At 55.0% G+C, this 17427-nt stretch carries 14 protein-coding genes; 4 read left to right on the top strand and 10 right to left on the bottom strand.

Going from position 1 to position 17427, the window contains the following annotated elements; all coding sequences use genetic code 11:
• Window positions 1–45: 45 nt before the first annotated feature.
• Window positions 46–1734, top strand: coding sequence for an alpha-amylase family glycosyl hydrolase (locus FD737_RS14405; protein WP_160833809.1), 1689 nt, complete (start codon window positions 46–48; stop codon window positions 1732–1734).
• Here FD737_RS14405 and FD737_RS14400 read toward each other — a convergent pair whose 3' ends face one another.
• Together FD737_RS14400 and bioH are read right to left on the bottom strand one after the other, a co-directional pair.
• On the bottom strand, window positions 1735–2004 hold the full coding sequence (locus FD737_RS14400; protein WP_160833808.1) for a DUF1471 domain-containing protein: 270 nt from the start codon (window positions 2002–2004) through the stop codon (window positions 1735–1737). It abuts the gene before it with no gap.
• A gap of 150 nt (window positions 2005–2154) precedes the next feature.
• Window positions 2155–2931: a pimeloyl-ACP methyl ester esterase BioH gene (gene bioH / locus FD737_RS14395; RefSeq protein ID WP_160833807.1), complete on the bottom strand. Its 777-nt coding sequence runs from the start codon at window positions 2929–2931 to the stop codon at window positions 2155–2157.
• Between the two features lie 34 nt (window positions 2932–2965).
• Here bioH and gntX point away from each other — a divergent pair, with 34 nt between their 5' ends.
• Together gntX and nfuA are read left to right on the top strand one after the other, a co-directional pair.
• Complete coding sequence (gene gntX / locus FD737_RS14390) at window positions 2966–3643, top strand: DNA utilization protein GntX (protein WP_097119383.1); 678 nt, start codon at window positions 2966–2968, stop codon at window positions 3641–3643.
• A gap of 58 nt (window positions 3644–3701) precedes the next feature.
• Window positions 3702–4277 (top strand): Fe-S biogenesis protein NfuA, encoded by a 576-nt coding sequence (nfuA, locus tag FD737_RS14385; protein ID WP_034819678.1) that lies wholly within the window; start codon window positions 3702–3704, stop codon window positions 4275–4277.
• A gap of 37 nt (window positions 4278–4314) precedes the next feature.
• Here nfuA and malQ read toward each other — a convergent pair whose 3' ends face one another.
• The 5 genes from malQ to glpE all read right to left on the bottom strand — a co-directional run bounded on the left by malQ (window position 4315) and on the right by glpE (window position 11029).
• Window positions 4315–6360 carry a 4-alpha-glucanotransferase gene (gene malQ / locus FD737_RS14380; RefSeq protein ID WP_160833806.1) on the bottom strand — a complete coding sequence of 682 codons (2046 nt, stop codon included), beginning with the start codon at window positions 6358–6360 and terminating at the stop codon, window positions 4315–4317.
• A gap of 91 nt (window positions 6361–6451) precedes the next feature.
• Entirely contained in the window at window positions 6452–8857 is a 2406-nt protein-coding gene (gene malP / locus FD737_RS14375) for a maltodextrin phosphorylase (RefSeq protein WP_160833805.1), read from the bottom strand.
• Window positions 8858–9045: 188 nt separating this feature from the next.
• Window positions 9046–9804, bottom strand: a complete 759-nt coding sequence (locus tag FD737_RS14370; protein WP_160833804.1) for a DeoR/GlpR family transcriptional regulator — start codon at window positions 9802–9804, stop codon at window positions 9046–9048.
• A gap of 41 nt (window positions 9805–9845) precedes the next feature.
• Window positions 9846–10670, bottom strand: a complete 825-nt coding sequence (gene glpG, locus FD737_RS14365) for a rhomboid family intramembrane serine protease GlpG (protein WP_160833803.1) — start codon at window positions 10668–10670, stop codon at window positions 9846–9848.
• Between the two features lie 32 nt (window positions 10671–10702).
• Complete coding sequence (gene glpE / locus FD737_RS14360; protein WP_160833802.1) at window positions 10703–11029, bottom strand: thiosulfate sulfurtransferase GlpE; 327 nt, start codon at window positions 11027–11029, stop codon at window positions 10703–10705.
• 228 nt (window positions 11030–11257) lie between these two features.
• Here glpE and glpD point away from each other — a divergent pair, with 228 nt between their 5' ends.
• Entirely contained in the window at window positions 11258–12766 is a 1509-nt protein-coding gene (glpD, locus tag FD737_RS14355; protein ID WP_058960571.1) for a glycerol-3-phosphate dehydrogenase, read from the top strand.
• 99 nt (window positions 12767–12865) lie between these two features.
• Here the strand turns inward: glpD and iolE are convergent, their stop codons facing one another.
• The 3 genes from iolE to iolD all read right to left on the bottom strand — a co-directional run bounded on the left by iolE (window position 12866) and on the right by iolD (window position 16906).
• Window positions 12866–13762 (bottom strand): myo-inosose-2 dehydratase, encoded by an 897-nt coding sequence (iolE, locus tag FD737_RS14350; protein WP_034819699.1) that lies wholly within the window; start codon window positions 13760–13762, stop codon window positions 12866–12868.
• Window positions 13763–13808: 46 nt separating this feature from the next.
• Entirely contained in the window at window positions 13809–14822 is a 1014-nt protein-coding gene (locus FD737_RS14345; protein WP_038644253.1) for a Gfo/Idh/MocA family protein, read from the bottom strand.
• Window positions 14823–14971: 149 nt separating this feature from the next.
• Window positions 14972–16906 (bottom strand): 3D-(3,5/4)-trihydroxycyclohexane-1,2-dione acylhydrolase (decyclizing), encoded by a 1935-nt coding sequence (gene iolD, locus FD737_RS14340; RefSeq protein WP_034819705.1) that lies wholly within the window; start codon window positions 16904–16906, stop codon window positions 14972–14974.
• Between the last annotated feature and the right edge of the window lie 521 nt (window positions 16907–17427).

The following is a 17427-nucleotide window of genomic DNA, read 5'->3' as shown; positions in this document are numbered from 1 at the left end:
AAAATCCGTGTGAAAAAATGACCTTCCGCGTGGCCCGACGATCTGATGGACATAATCAACGCCCTACTTGATGAGATTTACGCAGGCCGCTTCCCCGTCGCCGCACGTGAGCGTCTGCTTTCCCACATTCGTGCAGCGCGAGATACCGCTAAACTGCCACGCAAAGCCCACTGGGATGAAAAGGATGTGGTGCTGATTAGCTACGCGGATCAGTTCCGTGAATCCGATCAGCCCACGCTCGCCAGCTTCTCGCACTTCTATCAGCAGCACCTGCAATCCACTTTCAGCCTGGTGCATCTGCTGCCGTTCTTTCCCTACTCCTCCGACGATGGCTTCTCCGTGATTGATTATCACCAGGTGAATCCTCTCTGTGGCGAGTGGCAGCATATCGCAGCGCTGCACAGTGAAACCCGTCTGATGTTCGATTTCGTCTGCAACCATATGTCGGCGCACAGCCAATGGTTTCGCCACTTTCTGGCGCAGGATCCCGGCTGGGACGACTTCTTTATTAGCATGCCACCGGCCACCGATCTCAGCGCCGTGACGCGTCCCCGCACCTCACCGTTGCTCACGCCCTTTGAGATGGCTGATGGTGAGACATGCTTTATCTGGACCACATTTAGCGCCGATCAAATCGACCTTAACTTTGCCAATCCTGAAGTGCTGATTCGCATGGTCGACGTATTGCTGGATTACCTGAACAAAGGCGCCGATTACGTTCGCCTTGATGCAGTGGGATATATGTGGAAGACGCCGGGTACAAATTGCATTCACCTGCCGAAAACCCACCAGCTGGTGAAGCTGTTTCGCGCCATTTCCAACGAAGTGGCACCGGGCACAGTGATCGTCACCGAAACTAATGTGCCGCATAAAGACAACATCAGCTATTTTGGTAACGGGCACGATGAAGCGCAGATGGTGTATCAGTTTTCACTGCCGCCGCTGGTGCTCCATGCCATTCATTCAGGATCCGCACGCGCGCTGCGTCAATGGGCCAGCACGCTGGGCACCGGTAACGGCACCACCACGTTCTTCAACTTCCTTGCCTCGCACGATGGCATTGGCCTCAATCCTGCGCGCGGTATTTTGTCTGAAGTGGAGATCGTAGCACTGGTGCGAGATTTGGCGCTGGAAGGGGCGCTGGTGTCTTATAAAAACAATCCCGATGGCACCACCAGCCCTTACGAAATTAACGTCACCTATTTCGATGCTCTCAACCAGCAGAATGATGACGATGACACGCGTCTGCGCCGATTCCTGCTGGCACACGCCATTCTGCTCGCCTTTCCGGGCGTGCCGGCGATCTATATCCAAAGCATTCTGGGATCGCGCAACGACAATGAAGGCGTGCGCGCGGCAGGACACAACCGCGCCATCAATCGCCAGAAATACAGTTTGCGTGAAATGGAACAGTGGATCAGCGGCGCTGACCCATTGCGTCAGCAGGTGTATGAACGACTCAGCGCATTGATCCAGCTGCGCACCCGCCAGAGCGCGTTCCATCCGGATAATGCGATGACGCTGCTGGAGAGTGAAAATACTCTGCTGATGTTGCGGCGACATCCGTCAGGCAGTGAAGAGGGCTTATTGTGCGTGTTTAATCTCAGCAGCCGGGAAGTGACCACGCATCTGCCGCAGGCGCGACATTATCAGGATGTGATCAGTGGCGAGAAAATCGATGGCAGCCAGCCAATGACGCTGGCTGCGTGGCAATTTATGTGGTTGCGTGGCTGATTATTTGTAAACATCCGCCGTGGCGCTGAACTTGCCATGTTCCCGGCCCGCAATCACCAGAAAGTATTTGCCGCCTTTCTCATCGGCCGCTTTGGAGAGTTCGCGCTTCGCATCCATCGGTGAGGTGGTCTCCGCCGTGGTGGTCACCGTACCGATTTTCTCCAGATTCATTTTCTGCACTTCTTCTTTAGTCACTTCCTTTGCGGCGAACGCTGAAAACGACACCGCACTCATCACCAGAGAAGCCACAGCCAATTTCATCATCTTCATAGCATTACCCTCATCCATTTTTTGCATTATTGGGATGTCAGCGGCCGCGAAGCACAACAGGCGAGATAGCAAAAGAACACACCGCGAAGCAGCTCAGCTCACGTCAAAAGTATTACCGCTGGTGAAAGAATTTCCACTGCCGCAACAGATTTAACGGGTAACCGCTTGGATGAACTCGATAATATGCTGGCAAAATGTGTCAGGATGCGAGACAAATGGCGCATGCGCCGCTTTTTCCATCACAATTGAAGGTGAACGCGGTAACGCTTCATCCAACTGCTTTGCAATTCGACGTGGTACTAATCCATCCAGCGATCCATACAAACGCATCAAGGGCATTGCCAACTGCGGCAGCTGCGCGCGCAGATCCACTTCGCGCAATATCTCCAGTCCACCTTCCAGCACTGCGACCGAAGGCATTGGCTGTGATAGCACCACGTCTTTGAGCTGACGTGCATCCTGGCGAGCGTTTTCCGTACCCATGGTTTGCAAGGCCAGGAAACGTTCTACGGTGCGCTGGAAATCATTGCTCAGCTGCTGCTGGAAGCTCTCCAGCGTCTCAGGCTTGATGCCCGGCCAATCCTCGTGCGCGGTAAAACAGGGCGACGACGCCACGCTAATCAGCGCGGTGACACGTTCAGGCTGCATCAGTGCAATCTGGCTGGCAACCAGTCCCCCCAGCGACCAACCGAGCAACACTGCACGCTCAGGAAGTTGCGGAAGCAGCTGTTGAGCCATGTCGGCTAAGGTCAGTGCACCAAATCCCTGGCTGCGGCCAAAGCCGGGCAGATCCACCAGGTGCAGACGAAAATGCGGGCTGAGTCGTGGAACAATGTTCTGCCACACTTCGGCATTCAATCCCCAGCCGTGCAGCAGCACAAGATCGCGATCGCCTGTGCCTGTGGTGTGCCAGTAAAGCGAACTCATCGGTTACACTCCCGAAAAGTGAAAAGAGGCCGCTATGCTATCAATCCCTGCCCTATGTTGGCTATGCCGCCTGCCATTACAGATTGCCAGACACGGGCTATGCAGCCGCTGTGCGCAACAAATCCCGGCGCTGCCCGCGATCTGCCCCTGCTGTGCACTGCCGGCCAGCGGCACCCGATTGTGCGGCCGCTGTCTGCGTTGTCCACCGCCGTGGCACAGCCTGACTTGCGTGAGTGATTACCTGCCGCCGCTGAGCGATTGGGTCATCCAGCTGAAATTTTCTCGGGCAACCGCACTCAGAGTGATGCTGGCACGACTCCTTTTGTTAAAATTGTTAAATAGTCGCCGCGATAACCTTACGCCGCGCATTGATTTGGTGTTGAGTGTGCCGTTACATCGGCGTCGTGCCTGGCAGCGTGGCTATAATCAGGCTGAGCTGCTGGCAAAACCGCTGGCACACTGGCTAGGTTGTGAATATCGTGCGGGGGTGCGCCGCAGACGGCGGGGCTTGGTCCAGCATGCGTTGCGCGCTTCGGCGCGGAAAAAGAATCTGCGCGGGGCCTTTTCCCTTGAAATGCCAGTGCGCGGACGCCATATCCTGCTCATCGACGATGTGGTTACCACCGGAAGCACGGTGGCAGAAATCAGCCGCATTTTGCTGGCGCAAGGCGCGGCCAGCGTGCATATTGGCTGCCTGTGCCGTACCTTGTAGAGCGTCGGCGTTGGGCGTATTATAACCAAGTAATTTAGTCAACTATTGAGCAATCGCCATGATCGTTATTACTGATGCTGCGCAAGAGCACTTCTCAAAATTGCTGTCAAAACAAGAAGATGGCACACAAATTCGCGTATTCGTCATTAATCCGGGTACGCCAACCGCGGAATGCGGTGTTTCTTACTGCCCACCCGATGCAGTAGAAGCCACTGATACTGAAATGAAGTTCGAAAAGCTGTCAGCCTATGTTGATGAGTTGAGCGCGCCTTATCTGGAAGATGCTGAGATCGATTTTGTCACCGATAACCTCGGTTCCCAGCTGACGCTGAAAGCGCCAAACGCCAAGATGCGTAAAGTGTCTGATGATGCGCCAATGGTTGAGCGCGTGGAGTATCTGCTGCAAGCGCAGATCAACCCACAGCTGGCGGGTCACGGTGGTCGTGTATCCCTGATGGAAATCACCGATGACGGTTACGCGATTCTGCAGTTTGGCGGCGGCTGTAACGGCTGTTCAATGATCGACGTCACGCTGAAAGATGGCATCGAGAAAGAGTTGCTGGCAGCGTTCCCTGAGCTGAAAGGTGTGCGTGACCTCACTGAACACCAGCGCGGCGAGCACTCTTACTATTGATTTTCTTGCGGCAGCGCACCCTCGCTGCCGCAGATTTCTACCTCGCTTTGCGTCCGTCATTCACCGCTTTCAGAACTTGCTTCACGGCTTTGTCGGCAAACATCTCTTCCAGCGTGACACATAACTTGCGCTGCCAGTTGGGATACTCATCCACTGTGCCAGGCACGTTGACCGGCATTGTCATGCCGAGCCAATCTTCCGGCTGCAATCCCAGTAATGCGCTCTCCGTGCGGGCCAGGTAACGGTGCATCGCCACATTGATCGCCGGCGTCAGCGGTTGCTTCAACGCAGGTTGACGACTGCGAGCTGGCATGGCCCCCGCCTGCTGTAAGGCGTCCAGCAAAGCCTGCTTTTGTGCTGTGCGCTGTTGTTGCAGGGAGTGCAGCACGCTATCGCGATACATGCCAAGCTTTTCACCCAATGCCAAATCTTCCGCCTGCCAGAATCCGCTCAACGTGGGTAAATCATGAGTACTGGCACTGGCAATCGACTGTCGAGGATAAGCCGCAGGCTGGCGGTAGCGGCCATCGCGCTCCTGTTCGAAGAACAGCACTTTCCACGAGAAAATGCCGTGACTGCGCATCATGCGAACGATGATCGGCGGCACAATGCCCAGATCCTCGCCGATCACCATGCAGCAATGGCGCTGACTTTCCAGCGCCAGAATCGCCATCAAATCGTCCACCGGATATGACACATAGGCGCCTTTGTCTGCTGTCTCGCCATACGGAATCCACCACAGCCGCAATAACGCCATCACGTGATCGATACGCAACGCGCCACAATCACGCATATTGGCGCGCAATAAATCGATAAAAGGCTGATAGCCGCGCGCGCGCATCTCATGCGGATCAAGCGGCGGCAACGCCCAGTTTTGCCCCAATGGCCCCAGGCGATCCGGCGGTGCCCCCACCGAAGCACCCAGCTTATACAACTGCGGGTCCTGCCAGGTTTCTGCGCTGTGCTGCGCCACACCGACCGCCAAATCCCGGTACAATCCCACCGTCATGCCGAGCTGCTGGCTACGCTGCCAGCAGGCGGCAAATTGCTGCTGCGCCAGCCACTGCAACCAACACCAGAATTGAATCTCGTCCTCATGTGCAGCACACCACTGCTGAACTTCTGGCTGATGGGCATTGCCCCAGGTTTCCGGCCATGACGCCCAACCCCACTCCTTCTCCTGCTGAGAGCTGCGTTCTGCCAGAATGCCGTCAAACGCCGCCTGATAGCGCAGATGATCGCCGCCCTCGGCGACAAATTGCAGGAATTCCTGCTCAGGCTGATAATGCTGCCAGGACAGGCGTAGCGCGGTGATTTTCAACTCAGCCACCGCTCGATAATCGACATAGTCAGTGGCGCGCGCGGCTTGCAGAGCCTTGCGCGTTTTGGCGAGTTTCCACCAGCGCTGTGCTTCAGCGCTTTGAGCGAATGCCGCCACCTGATTAACGTCGATATACAGCATATTCAGCCAGCGACGCGAGGTGGGGCTATAAGGGCTGGCGTGGTCAGGCTGCGCAGGATAAAGCGCGTGTAGCGGGTTGAGGCCAACAAAATCGCCTCCGTGAGCGGCGATCTGCTCCAGCATTTGCGCAAGATCGCCAAAATCACCGATCCCCCAATTGCGATCGGATCGCAGCGTATAAAGCTGCACCAGCGCTCCCCAGCGTTTGTCGCCTTGCGCTAGCGGTTCGGATAAATAGCAGCGACGTGGCGCGATAATAATGCGCGAGTGCCACTGCTGACGTCCTTGCTGTAAGGTCAAACGGTGATACCCCTGCGGCAGACGCGGCGGCAATGTGAAGGTCTCGCCTGCCTGAAGCGTGCCGCTGTAAGTTTTGCCCCGTTCGGTCTCAAGCTGCCAGCTAAATTCGCCTTTGCCCTGCGGGCAACACTGACGCGGACGGCGCGGAGTGAAAACCAGCACCGGTGGCAGTGGTGGCGTTTTACCTTCCGGCGTATTCATCACCGCCAGCAGTGCACGTTTGGTGTCGTCGCTAATGCGCACCCGCTCACCGTTCGCATTGGTAAAATCTACCGCAATACCCGCTTCCTGCGCGGCCTGATCCAGTTTGCTGAACGTCATCACGTCTCCTTGGGTGCAGTGCGTATCAATACGTATCCGACGAAAACCTTATCGAAACCATGTCGAGCGGCCATCAATAGCGAGCTGGAAATCAGCGCGCGGCCTGCCAGATGCGTTGCTGGTAATCGCGAATCGAACGATCGGAACTGAATCGCCCGGTGCGCGCGGTGTTGAGAATCGCCGCTTTAGTCCAGGCTTCCGGGTTCTTCCACAAGGCTTCAACCTGTTGCTGCGCGTCGAGATACGCCTCGAAATCGGCCAGCACCAGCCAGGGATCGCCACCTTTGGTCAGGCTGGTGAGCAGCATATCGAATGCCTGCTTATCACCTTCGCTGAACTTGCCCTTCTCCAGATCTTTCAACAATCCATCCAGATACTTATTTTGCTTGCGCAGTTTTTTCGGGCTGTAACCGTTGGCTTTAAGCGCCTTAACCTCATCCACGGTATTGCCGAAGATAAAGATGTTCTTCTCGCCCACCGCTTCGGCGATTTCGACGTTCGCACCATCCAGCGTGCCAATGGTCAGCGCGCCGTTCAGCGCCAGCTTCATATTCCCGGTGCCGGACGCTTCATAACCGGCAGTCGAGATTTGCTCCGAGAGATCGGCTGCCGGAATCATCAACTCGGCGGCGGTAATGCGATAGTCAGGGATAAACACGACTTTTAACCGATCGCCGACTTTCGGGTCGTTATTGATCACCTCGGCCACTTTGTTAATGGCGTAGATGATGTTCTTGGCAAGGTAGTAGCCCGGCGCGGCCTTGGCACCGAACAGGAATACGCGCGGCACAAAGTCGGGGTTATCAGGATTGTCCCGCAACTGACGATAGCAGTGCAGCATATGCAGCAGGCTGAGGTGCTGACGTTTGTACTCGTGTAGCCGCTTAATCTGCACATCGAACAGCGCATCAGGATTCACATCAATGCCGGTCACGCGTTTGATGTATACGGTCAGGCGCAGCTTGTTCTGCTGCTTGATGGTGCGGAACTGCTGACGGAAAGCTTTTTTACGCGCATAGGGCGCCAGCCACTCCAGCGCATCCAGATCGTTGGCCCACTCCACCTGCAACGTTTCATCAATCAGGTTCGACAGCAGCGGATTGCACTGCTTCAACCAGCGGCGCGGCGTGATGCCATTGGTCACATTATGGAATTTGTTTGGCCACAGAAGGTGGTATTCCGGGAACAGATCCTTCACCACCAGCTCAGAGTGCAGCGCAGCCACGCCATTCACGGCGAAACAGCTCACCACACACAGGTTCGCCATACGCACCTGTCCATCAGCTACCACCGCCAGCTTTTGCCATGTCGCGCTATCGCCGGGCCACTGCTTCTTGACGATTTTTTTCAGACGCTGGTTAATTTCGCGGATGATCAGCATATGGCGCGGCAGCAGATCGCGCACCAGCGACTCATCCCAACGCTCCAGCGCTTCCGGCATCAAGGTGTGATTGGTATAGGCGAAAACGCGGCTGGTGATGTGCCAGGCTTCATCCCAACTCAACTGATGCTCATCCAGCAGGATACGCAGCATCTCCGGGATGGCGATAGTGGGATGCGTGTCGTTGAGCTGGATGACTTCAAAATCGGGCAAGGTGTGGATCGAGCGCCCGGCAAGATGGTGGCGGCGCAGAATATCGCCCACCGCACACGCGCACTGGAAATATTGCTGCATCAGGCGCAGGCGTTTACCTTCTGCGTGATTATCGTTGGGATACAGCACCTTGGTGAGTTTGTCAGCATCAATGCCGGGCTGTTCGGCCTGCAGGAACTTGCCATCATTGAACAGGGTGAGATCGAACGGATGCACGCTGGTGGCTTGCCACAAACGTAACGGCAGCGTCACACCATTACGGTAGCCGACCACCGGCAAATCCCAGGCTTCACCTTTAAGCTGAAATTTAGGTCGCCACTGTAGCGAGCCATCGCTGTTTTTCTTCACTTTGCCGCCGATGCCAACCTGCACATCCTGTGCGGCGTTATGGCGAAACCACGGATAACTGTTGCGCTGCCAGTCGTCTGGCGCCTCTTTTTGCTGGCCATCGTCAAAGGTCTGGCGGAACAAACCGTACTGATAATTAAGGCCATGTCCCATCGCGGCCTGCCCGACAGTGGCCATCGAGTCCATGTAACACGCGGCCAGGCGCCCCAATCCACCGTTGCCAAGCGCCGGATCCACCTCTTCCTCCAGCAACTCACTGAGCTCTACCTGATGCGCCGCCAGCGCTTCCTTCACCTCGTCGTACCAACCCAGATTCAGCAAGTTGTTGCCGGTCAGGCGGCCGATAAGAAACTCCATCGACAGATAGTTCACATGGCGTTGGCCTGCGCGCGGTGTGGCGGGCGGCTGCGTGGCGAGCATCTCGGTCAGCACACGGCTTAATGCCTGCCACCACTGATGCGGTGTCATTTGCTGGGCGGAGGTGAGTCCAAGGTGCTGCCATTGGCGGGTAAGTGCGGCGTCGAAACGTGTTTTATTAAATTTTTGCTGCGACATATCAATCCCTTCGAGTCCGTTAACGGTAAAGACGGGCGAGCGCATAACCAGAAAGGATAAGTAAAGCCGGGGGCGAAGAAAAAAGCGACAGGGAAATGCGGATGGAGGGGAAAAAAAGTGGATTTACGCGTGGCGCGCAACCTGATGCCATCCTGCGGGCGGCACAGCAACCGCCCCGACAGGATGGATTAGCAGAGTTCGAGATGGACTTCGTGTTGCTCAATCATCTTCAGCACGCTGGCAGGCGGCGTCTGATCGGTATACATGTAGTCAATCAGGCTCATATTCCCCAGGTTCACCATCGCATTACGGCCAAATTTCGAATGGTCCACCACCAACATCACGCAGCGTGAGTTTTCGATTATCGCGCGTTTGGTGCGGACTTCGTGGTAATCGAACTCCAGCAGTGAGCCATCCATATCGATGCCGCTGATGCCGAGAATGCCGTAATCGAGGCGAAACTGGCAGATGAAATCCAGCGTCGCTTCACCCATGATGCCGCCATCCCGCGTACGCACTTCGCCGCCAGCGATGATGACGCGGAAATCCGGCTTCGCCATCAGCAAAATCGCCACATTGAGGTTGTTGGTCACCACGCGCAGATTGTTGTGATTCAGCAACGCATGCGCCACCGCTTCCGGCGTAGTGCCGATATCGATAAACAACGTGGCACCATCCGGGATCTGGCTCGCCACACGCTCGGCGATGCGCGCTTTTTCCGCTGACCACATCATTTTGCGGTCCTGCCATGCGGTGTTTTCAGAGCTGGAAGGCAGCGCCGCGCCGCCGTGATGACGCTGAATTTTATTCTGATCGGCCAGATCGTTCAGGTCACGCCGAATGGTTTGCGGGCTCACCTCAAAGTGATCCACCAGCTCTTCCGTACTGACATATCCCTGGCGTCGCACCAAATCGATAATGGCGTCATGACGTTGCGTCTGCTTCACATCTCTCTCCTCGGCTCAGAGCCGTTTTCTTTTTATACCTGCTACCGACGAGCCACATTGCGCGTATCGACAAACGCCATGGCCAGGCCGACCAGCAAGCCGGTGACATGTGCAGCGTTAGCAATCGACAGCCCAAAAGCGCCGTACCAGCCAATAATCAGCCATACAATAGCGAAGCCCATCAGACCACGCTCCAGATAAATGCCACTTTCGGGATCGCGCTCGCCACGCAGCCAGCAATAACCCATCAGCGCATACACCACGCCCGATAGTCCGCCGAACAGCACACCGCTGAATTTGGCCTGCATCCAGCCGCTCAACAGCGCGGAAATGAGCATAATCACAAACAGCTTACCGCTGCCAATACGCTTTTCCACTGCGCCACCGAGATACCACCACCACATCAGATTGAACAGGATGTGCAGCAGTGAGAAGTGCAACAACGCATGGCTAAACCAGCGCCACACCTGGAAATACTGTGAGGAGTCAGCAGGCCACGCCAGCCAATCCAGCGCCACATCATCGCCAACAATCTGCATCATGATAAACACCGCCACGCAGGCGATCATGATCGTCATGGTGAGCGGACCTGCGCGTTCACGAATATTCGCCCAGATATTGCTGCGCTCGTAGCGCAAGCCACTCTCGGTACTGCCGGTGTGCCAACTGGCCGCCTGATAACGCGGATGGTTGGGATCGCGAATGAACTGTGCGAGTTCGTTTTCAACCATTGAAAGCTGCGTTTCGTCATCCAGCATAATGACATAGTGGCTTTCGCGCTCAATACGCAGCGTGACGCCACGTGTGGCCATATAGTCCACAAATGCCTGTGCCATGCGGGGATGGTTAAACTGGGTAATGCGCATCGTGCGTGCTCTCCTTCCTTTTAGGGATCGGCTCAGACGCTGCCAGTCGCAACCTGCGCTGGAAACGCACTACGCCAGGCGTCGAAACCACCATCAATGCTATAGGCAGCGCTGAAACCCTGCCCTAACAGGAACTGTGCTGCACCTTTGCTGCTGTTGCCGTGATAGCACATCACCAGCACCGGCAGCTCATGATTCGCCTGCGCGATAAAGTCCGCCAGATTGTCGTTCGACAGATGTAACGAGCCTGTCGCGTGGCCCATGGCATAGCTTTGTGGGTCGCGAATGTCCACCAGCTGCGCGCCTTGTGCCAGGTGCTCGTTAGCCTGCTGAACCGAAATACATTCGAAGTTTTCCATGGTGTCTCTCATAAGGTCGTCACAATTAACGCCTAGTTTAACCTGAGAATCCGTCGCGATAACCTGACAAAAGTTATGGCTATGGATTTTTTTTCCTGCAGGAATGTTAGCTATATCACGCAAAAATGTTTTTATTGAGTTAAGCGCTGGCATCAATGTTGGTTTCCGATTATTATTACGCTCGAAAACGAACATTTTAGAACTATTCCGAACATCGGAGGAGATGACGTGGAAACCAAAGACCTGATCGTGATCGGCGGCGGCATTAACGGAGCCGGCATTGCAGTGGACGCTGCAGGACGCGGACTGTCAGTGCTGATGCTGGAGGCGCGGGATTTGGCCTGTGCAACCTCCTCCAACAGCTCTAAATTAATCCACGGTGGCCTGCGCTACCTGGAACATTACGAATTCCGTCTGGTGGGCGAAGCGCTGGCTGAACGTGAAGTGCTGCTGAAAATGGCACCGCACATTGCCTTCCCAATGCGCTTCCGCTTGCCACATCGCCCGCATCTGCGTCCGGCGTGGATGATTCGCCTTGGCCTGTTTATGTACGACCGTCTGGGTAAACGCACCACTTTACCGGGCAGTAAAGGCCTGCGTTTTGGCGCGGAATCGGCCCTTAAGCCTGAGATCACGCGCGGATTCGAATATTCTGACTGCTGGGTGGATGATGCGCGTATGGTCGTGCTCAACGCGCAGGAAGTGGTGAAACAGGGCGGCGAAGTGCGCACCCGCACCCGCGTGACCCGTGCATGGCGTGAGAGTGGCCTGTGGATGGTGGAAGCGGAAGATATTGATACCGGCAAAACCTTCACGTGGCGTGCCAAAGGCCTGGTCAATGCCGCTGGACCTTGGGTAAAAGAATTCTTTGATGATGGCCTGAAGCTGAAATCGCCGTACGGTATTCGCCTGATCAAAGGCAGCCACATTGTGGTGCCGCGCGTACACCGTGAAAAGCAGGCTTATATCCTGCAGAACGAAGATAACCGTATCGTGTTTGTGATTCCGTGGATGGACGAGTTCTCTATCATCGGTACGACGGATGTGGAGTACAAAGGCGATCCGAAAGACGTGAAGATCGATGACAACGAAATCAGCTATCTGCTGAAAGTGTTTAACGGACACTTCAAACAGCAGCTGAGCAAAGATGACATCGTCTGGACTTATTCTGGTGTGCGTCCGCTGTGTGATGACGAATCGGATTCACCGCAGGCCATCACCCGTGATTACACGCTGGATGTGCATGACGACAATGGCCAGGCGCCGCTGCTATCGGTGTTTGGCGGTAAGCTCACCACCTATCGTAAGCTGGCAGAGCACGCGCTGGAAAAACTGGCGAAGTACTATCCCAACGCCGGCCCAGCCTGGACTAAATCAGCAGTACTGCCAGGCGGTGATTTCTCTGGCACCCGTGAAGATTACGCCGCAGGTCTGCGTCGTCGTTATCCGTTTATCAGCGAAGGCATGGCGCGCCACTTTGCCCGTACCTACGGTAGCCGCACCGAAGAACTGCTGGCAGGCGCAAGCAGTCTGGCGGATCTGGGCGAGAACTTCGGTCACGAGTTTTATGAAGCTGAATTGCGCTACCTGGTGAAAAATGAATGGGTGCGCGAACTGGATGACGCAATCTGGCGTCGTACCAAACAAGGTATGTGGCTGACAGAAGCCGAGCAGGCACGCATTCGTGAGTGGCTGGCGGTCAACGGTCAGAAACCGGCGCTGTCGCTGGCTTCATAATCCAGGCCAAATAGAAAGGCCGTTATCCTGTAAGGGATAACGGCCTTTTTTATTGTGTCTGATGGTCATAAGAGCGCGATAAATCGCGCATCATTGAACTTATAAGCCGGTATTCTCGCGAATATATTTACGCGCTTTCACCGCATATTCGAACGGATTGGCCAGCGCCGGATCCTGCTCCGCTTCCACCACCATCCAGCCTTTGTAACCGTAATCGTCGAGGATTTTGAACACCGGTTTGAAATCAATCACGCCGTCGCCCGGCACGGTGAAGGTGCCTTTCTTCACGCCATCGAGGAATGACAGTGATTTTTCACGCACTTCAGCCACCACGCTGTCACGCACATCTTTCAGGTGCACGTGGAAAATACGTGGCAGATATTTGGTCAGCACATCCAGCATCGCCTGCTGTGAGCCTTCGGAGTAGTAGATGTGGCCAGTGTCATACAGCAGGCCGACATTCTGATTGGTTGATTCCATAAAGCGATCGATTTCCGCTGGGGTCTGAATGCCGGTCCCCATGTGATGGTGCAGCGTTACGCGCATGCCCTTCTTCGCCGCGATCTCAGCCAACTCGTTGTAGCCTTCCGCTGTCAGACGCCACTCTTCATCGGTGAAGATCGGCTTCTGCTCCAGCACTGCCAGCGTGGTGCCCTGAATGCTTTTACTCTGCTCAGAGCAACCAATCACGCGCGCGCCCATGGCGTGCAGGAAGTTCATGTGCTGGGTGAACTCGTCGATGGTTTTCGCCTTGTCGCCGTTGGCGAAGAAGGTGCTGAACCAGGCATTGCAGATCTGAATACCGCGAATTTCCAGCATCGGTTTCAGCACTGCCGGATCTTTCGGATATTTGCTGCCGACTTCACTGCCGGTAAAGCCTGCCAGCGCCATTTCACTGACGGTCTGCTGGAAGGTGTTTTCGCTGCCCAGTTCTGGCATGTCATCGTTGGTCCAGCCGATTGGCGCAATCGCCAGTTTTACATTGTCTTTGTTCATTTCAATTCCCTGATTCTGAGAGAGAAGTGTTAGCGCACAGGCTCAGTTATTTGGCGTAAAAGTCTGGACGCGCTGGCATGGTCACCGGCTCGATAGCGCCGCTATTCTGGGCTTTATGGCAGGCATCCGCCGCAACGGAGGCAGCAAAACCATCCCAGGCGGAAGGCCCGGTCAACTTGCCCGCTGTGGCGTCATTGATGAAAGCTTGCAGCTCAACGTCGTAAGCCTCGATAAAACGGTCTTTCCAGTCAGTGAGCAGCGCATTGCCGAGACGCGCGTTTTTACGCATCTGAATAGATGAAGGCTCAGGCAGTTTGGCAATGCCCTCTTCGCCCACCACTTCACACTGAATGTCGTAGCCGTATGCGCAGTTCACGAAGATCTCGACATCAATACGAATGCCCTTCTGGGTTTCGAACAGCACGATTTGCGGATCTTTCAATTTGGCATGGCTCTTCGAGGTGGAACGCGGGAACACCACCTGCACCGATTTATAATCGTCTTCGGTCAACCAGCGCAGCACGTCCAGCTCGTGAATCAGGGTGTTGGTGATTGCCATATCGGTGGTGTAATTTTCCCCCACGCTCTGGTTGCGGTGCGCACAGTGCAGCATCAGCGGCTCGCCGATTTCACCGTCAGTGATCACTTTCTTCAACGCGCGATAGCCTGAATCGTACGGACGCATAAAGCCCACCTGCACCAGGCGTTTACCGTGTTTGATTTCGGCATCAACGATGCGACGGCAGCCTTCGGCGCTCATCGCCAGCGGCTTCTCGCAGAACACGGGCTTGCCAGCAGCAATGGCGGCAAGGGTGAATTCTTCGTGGGTCGGATCCCATGATGTCACCAGAATGGCATCCACCTCCGGCGAGTTAATCACCTGATGACCATCCTGATACACCTCAGCTTCGATATTCAAACGCTGCAGCGCCGCGCGGGCCCCTTCCACGTTGATATCTGAAACCGCCACCACTTTCGCGCCCTGCAACACATTGTTGCAGCGACGAATGTGATCCTGACCAATTGCACCGGTACCAATTACACCGAGTTTGAGCGTCATAATTACACCTGTAGAGTCGGATAAGTATGCCCTTCATATTTCAAGATGCAGGTGCGTTGGCTGCTCTCGTTGGCCGCCTTCCTGATTCTCGAATTATTTGGGGGACATAGGGTTAAACAAGGCCGGCGAACGCCGGCCTAAAAAGGGTGTTAGTACTTACGTGCTTGTTCGATATGCACGTTAAGTTTGTCGGCCACTTCCTGCGTGCGTTCAGACGTTGAAGTCTGAGCCACACCAACGTGCCACCAGCTGAAATATTTGTGAATCATGGTTTTTGGCAGCACTTTGATGTCGAACAGCACTGAAACGGTCTGTTTCTGCGCGTCAATCAGTGCAGCTTCCAACTGTTCCAGCGTGGTAATGCGATAGGTTTTGCAACCGTAACCGCCCGCAATCGCCGCGAAATCGACCGGAATAAAGCCGCCATCCAGCTTGCCGCCTTCCGGGTTGCGGAAACGGAACTCGGTGGTGAAGCTGTCCATGCCGTGTTCCATCTGTAGGTTGTTAATACAGCCGTTGGTCATGTTATCCAGCAGCACCACGTTGATTTTCGCGCCTTCCTGAATCGAGGTGACCAGCTCGGAGTGCAACATCATGAACGAGCCATCTCCTACCATCACATAGACTTCACGCTGCGGCTGGGCCAGCTTCACGCCCAACGCGGCATTGACTTCGTAGCCCATACAGGAATAGCCGTATTCAACGTGGTACGAGTTGTAATCTTTGGTGCGCCACATGCGTTGCAGGTCGCCCGGCAGACTGCCCGCTGCCGCGACAATCACTGCATCCTTTGGGAGCTGCTCGTTTAAGGTGCCAAGCACGCTGCTCTGCGTCAGCACTGACTGCGTCAGGCGCTCAAACTCAGTAAACAGCGCTTCACGGTCAATGTGATCGGCGATTTCGGGAATAAAATCGTCGGTGTTATAAGTGGCGGCATACACACGCTGCGTCTCTTTCAGTAGCTTGCTTTGTGCCTGCTCAACCTGACCGCCCCAGTGGTTCTCAAAGCCTTTCAGTCCGCTTTCCAGTGCGGTCAAACCTTCGCGAGCATCCGCTAACAGCTGCACTGCATCGAGCTTGTAGCTGTCGAAATTGCTGACGTTGATGTTGAGGTAGCTCACTTCAGGATTCTGGAAAATCCATTTCGAAGCGGTGGTGAAATCGGTGTAGCGCGTGCCGATCCCGATCACCAGGTCGGCTTCTTTCGCCAACAGGTTAGCTGCCAGGCAGCCCGTTTCGCCGACGCCACCCACATTCAGCGGATGATCAGAAACAATGGTGCCTTTACCGGCCTGTGTTTCCGCAAACGGAATGTTAAAGCGTTCCGCGAATTTCAGCAGCGCGGCACCGGCATCGGAATATTTCAGACCGCCACCCACGATAATCAGCGGCTTGTGTTTACGCGCAATCAGCGACAGCGCATCTTCCAACTGAGCAGCTGTCGGCAGACGGCGATCCAGACGGTGCACACGTTTCTGGAAGAAATATTCCGGGAAGTCCCAGGCCTCACCCTGCACGTCTTGCGGCAGCGCGATGGTCACGGCACCGGTTTCCGCCGGATCGGTCAGCACACGCAAGGCATTAATACAGGCAGTCATCAGCTGTTCAGGACGGCTAACGCGGTCCCAGTATTTGCTCACCGCGCGGAAGGCATCATTGGTACTGATGCTGAGATCGTGGCTCTGCTCGATCTGCTGCAAAACGGGATCGGGCTGACGCGTGGCGAACACATCGCCCGGCAGCAGCAGTAAAGGAATGCGGTTCGCGGTCGCCGTAGCAGCTGCGGTGATCATGTTCGCCGCGCCCGGTCCCACTGAAGAGGTACAGGCAATAATCTGACGACGCAGCGACTGCTTGGCGAAACCAATCGCCGCATGCGCCATGCCCTGTTCATTACGACCCTGATGCACCACCAGATCGCCGCTGTCCTGCTCCAGCGCTTGCCCCAGTCCCAGCACGTTACCGTGGCCAAAAATGGCAAAAATGCCTTTCACAAATTTGGTTTCAACGCCGTCAACGTTCAGATACTGGTTATCAAGAAATTTCACCAGCGCCTGTGCCGTGGTAAGTCTGATTGTGCCCATATGCTTCTTCCTTTACATGCTGGTACCTGACGTGAGGTACAACGCGGTTCGGGTTTTCGCTGCCGTGACGGCACCCGCGGATAAGTGAAACGTGTGGCGATTATAAACAAATATTTTTTTCATTAAACGTAATTACAGAAGAAACATTTCATTTTGCGATGGAGATCAAATTCAGCGATGAAACGTTGCCAGCGAAGGCCGTTGCAGGGGAAAAAGTGAAATGACAAAATAGCATTTTAACAAGATAGCGAAATTTCATTTCACTTCAGTAGCTTCCTTTATTCACAGCCATTTTCCTGCGACCTGGCTCACAAGCCATAGCATCAGTGAAACCGATGCTAAACAGCATGCCGTGATAGCGCATTGTGCAGAGTTTTACCTCGGTCACAAAATCGCGACGGATGTTTCATTTCATATTGTATTTGGAATTTTTATTCCTCATACTGCCACCATAGCCAATCAGGCACCTTGAGAACCCGGAAGCATAGCGCTTGATGTTGGGCGTTTTCGCCCCAGTGTCT

Source organism: Pantoea sp. Seng, from assembly GCF_009829935.1.
In the GTDB taxonomy this organism is placed as follows: Bacteria; Pseudomonadota; Gammaproteobacteria; order Enterobacterales; family Enterobacteriaceae; genus Pantoea; species Pantoea communis.
Note: the sequence above shows the minus strand (reverse complement) of the source record. Positions and strands in the feature narration are given on the sequence as shown.

What these genes read in the sequence shown, in the direction of transcription:
- glpG (WP_160833803.1), bottom strand. Translation starts at nt 10,670, where the DNA reads ATGCGCATTACCCAGTTTAACCATCCCCGCATGGCACAGGCATTTGTG.
- nfuA (WP_034819678.1), top strand. Translation starts at nt 3,702, where the DNA reads ATGATCGTTATTACTGATGCTGCGCAAGAGCACTTCTCAAAATTGCTG.
- glpE (WP_160833802.1), bottom strand. Translation starts at nt 11,029, where the DNA reads ATGGAAAACTTCGAATGTATTTCGGTTCAGCAGGCTAACGAGCACCTG.
- bioH (WP_160833807.1), bottom strand. Translation starts at nt 2,931, where the DNA reads ATGAGTTCGCTTTACTGGCACACCACAGGCACAGGCGATCGCGATCTT.
- FD737_RS14345 (WP_038644253.1), bottom strand. Translation starts at nt 14,822, where the DNA reads ATGACGCTCAAACTCGGTGTAATTGGTACCGGTGCAATTGGTCAGGAT.
- FD737_RS14400 (WP_160833808.1), bottom strand. Translation starts at nt 2,004, where the DNA reads ATGAAGATGATGAAATTGGCTGTGGCTTCTCTGGTGATGAGTGCGGTG.
- malQ (WP_160833806.1), bottom strand. Translation starts at nt 6,360, where the DNA reads ATGACGTTCAGCAAACTGGATCAGGCCGCGCAGGAAGCGGGTATTGCG.
- iolE (WP_034819699.1), bottom strand. Translation starts at nt 13,762, where the DNA reads ATGAACAAAGACAATGTAAAACTGGCGATTGCGCCAATCGGCTGGACC.
- FD737_RS14405 (WP_160833809.1), top strand. Translation starts at nt 46, where the DNA reads ATGGACATAATCAACGCCCTACTTGATGAGATTTACGCAGGCCGCTTC.
- malP (WP_160833805.1), bottom strand. Translation starts at nt 8,857, where the DNA reads ATGTCGCAGCAAAAATTTAATAAAACACGTTTCGACGCCGCACTTACC.
- iolD (WP_034819705.1), bottom strand. Translation starts at nt 16,906, where the DNA reads ATGGGCACAATCAGACTTACCACGGCACAGGCGCTGGTGAAATTTCTT.
- gntX (WP_097119383.1), top strand. Translation starts at nt 2,966, where the DNA reads ATGCTATCAATCCCTGCCCTATGTTGGCTATGCCGCCTGCCATTACAG.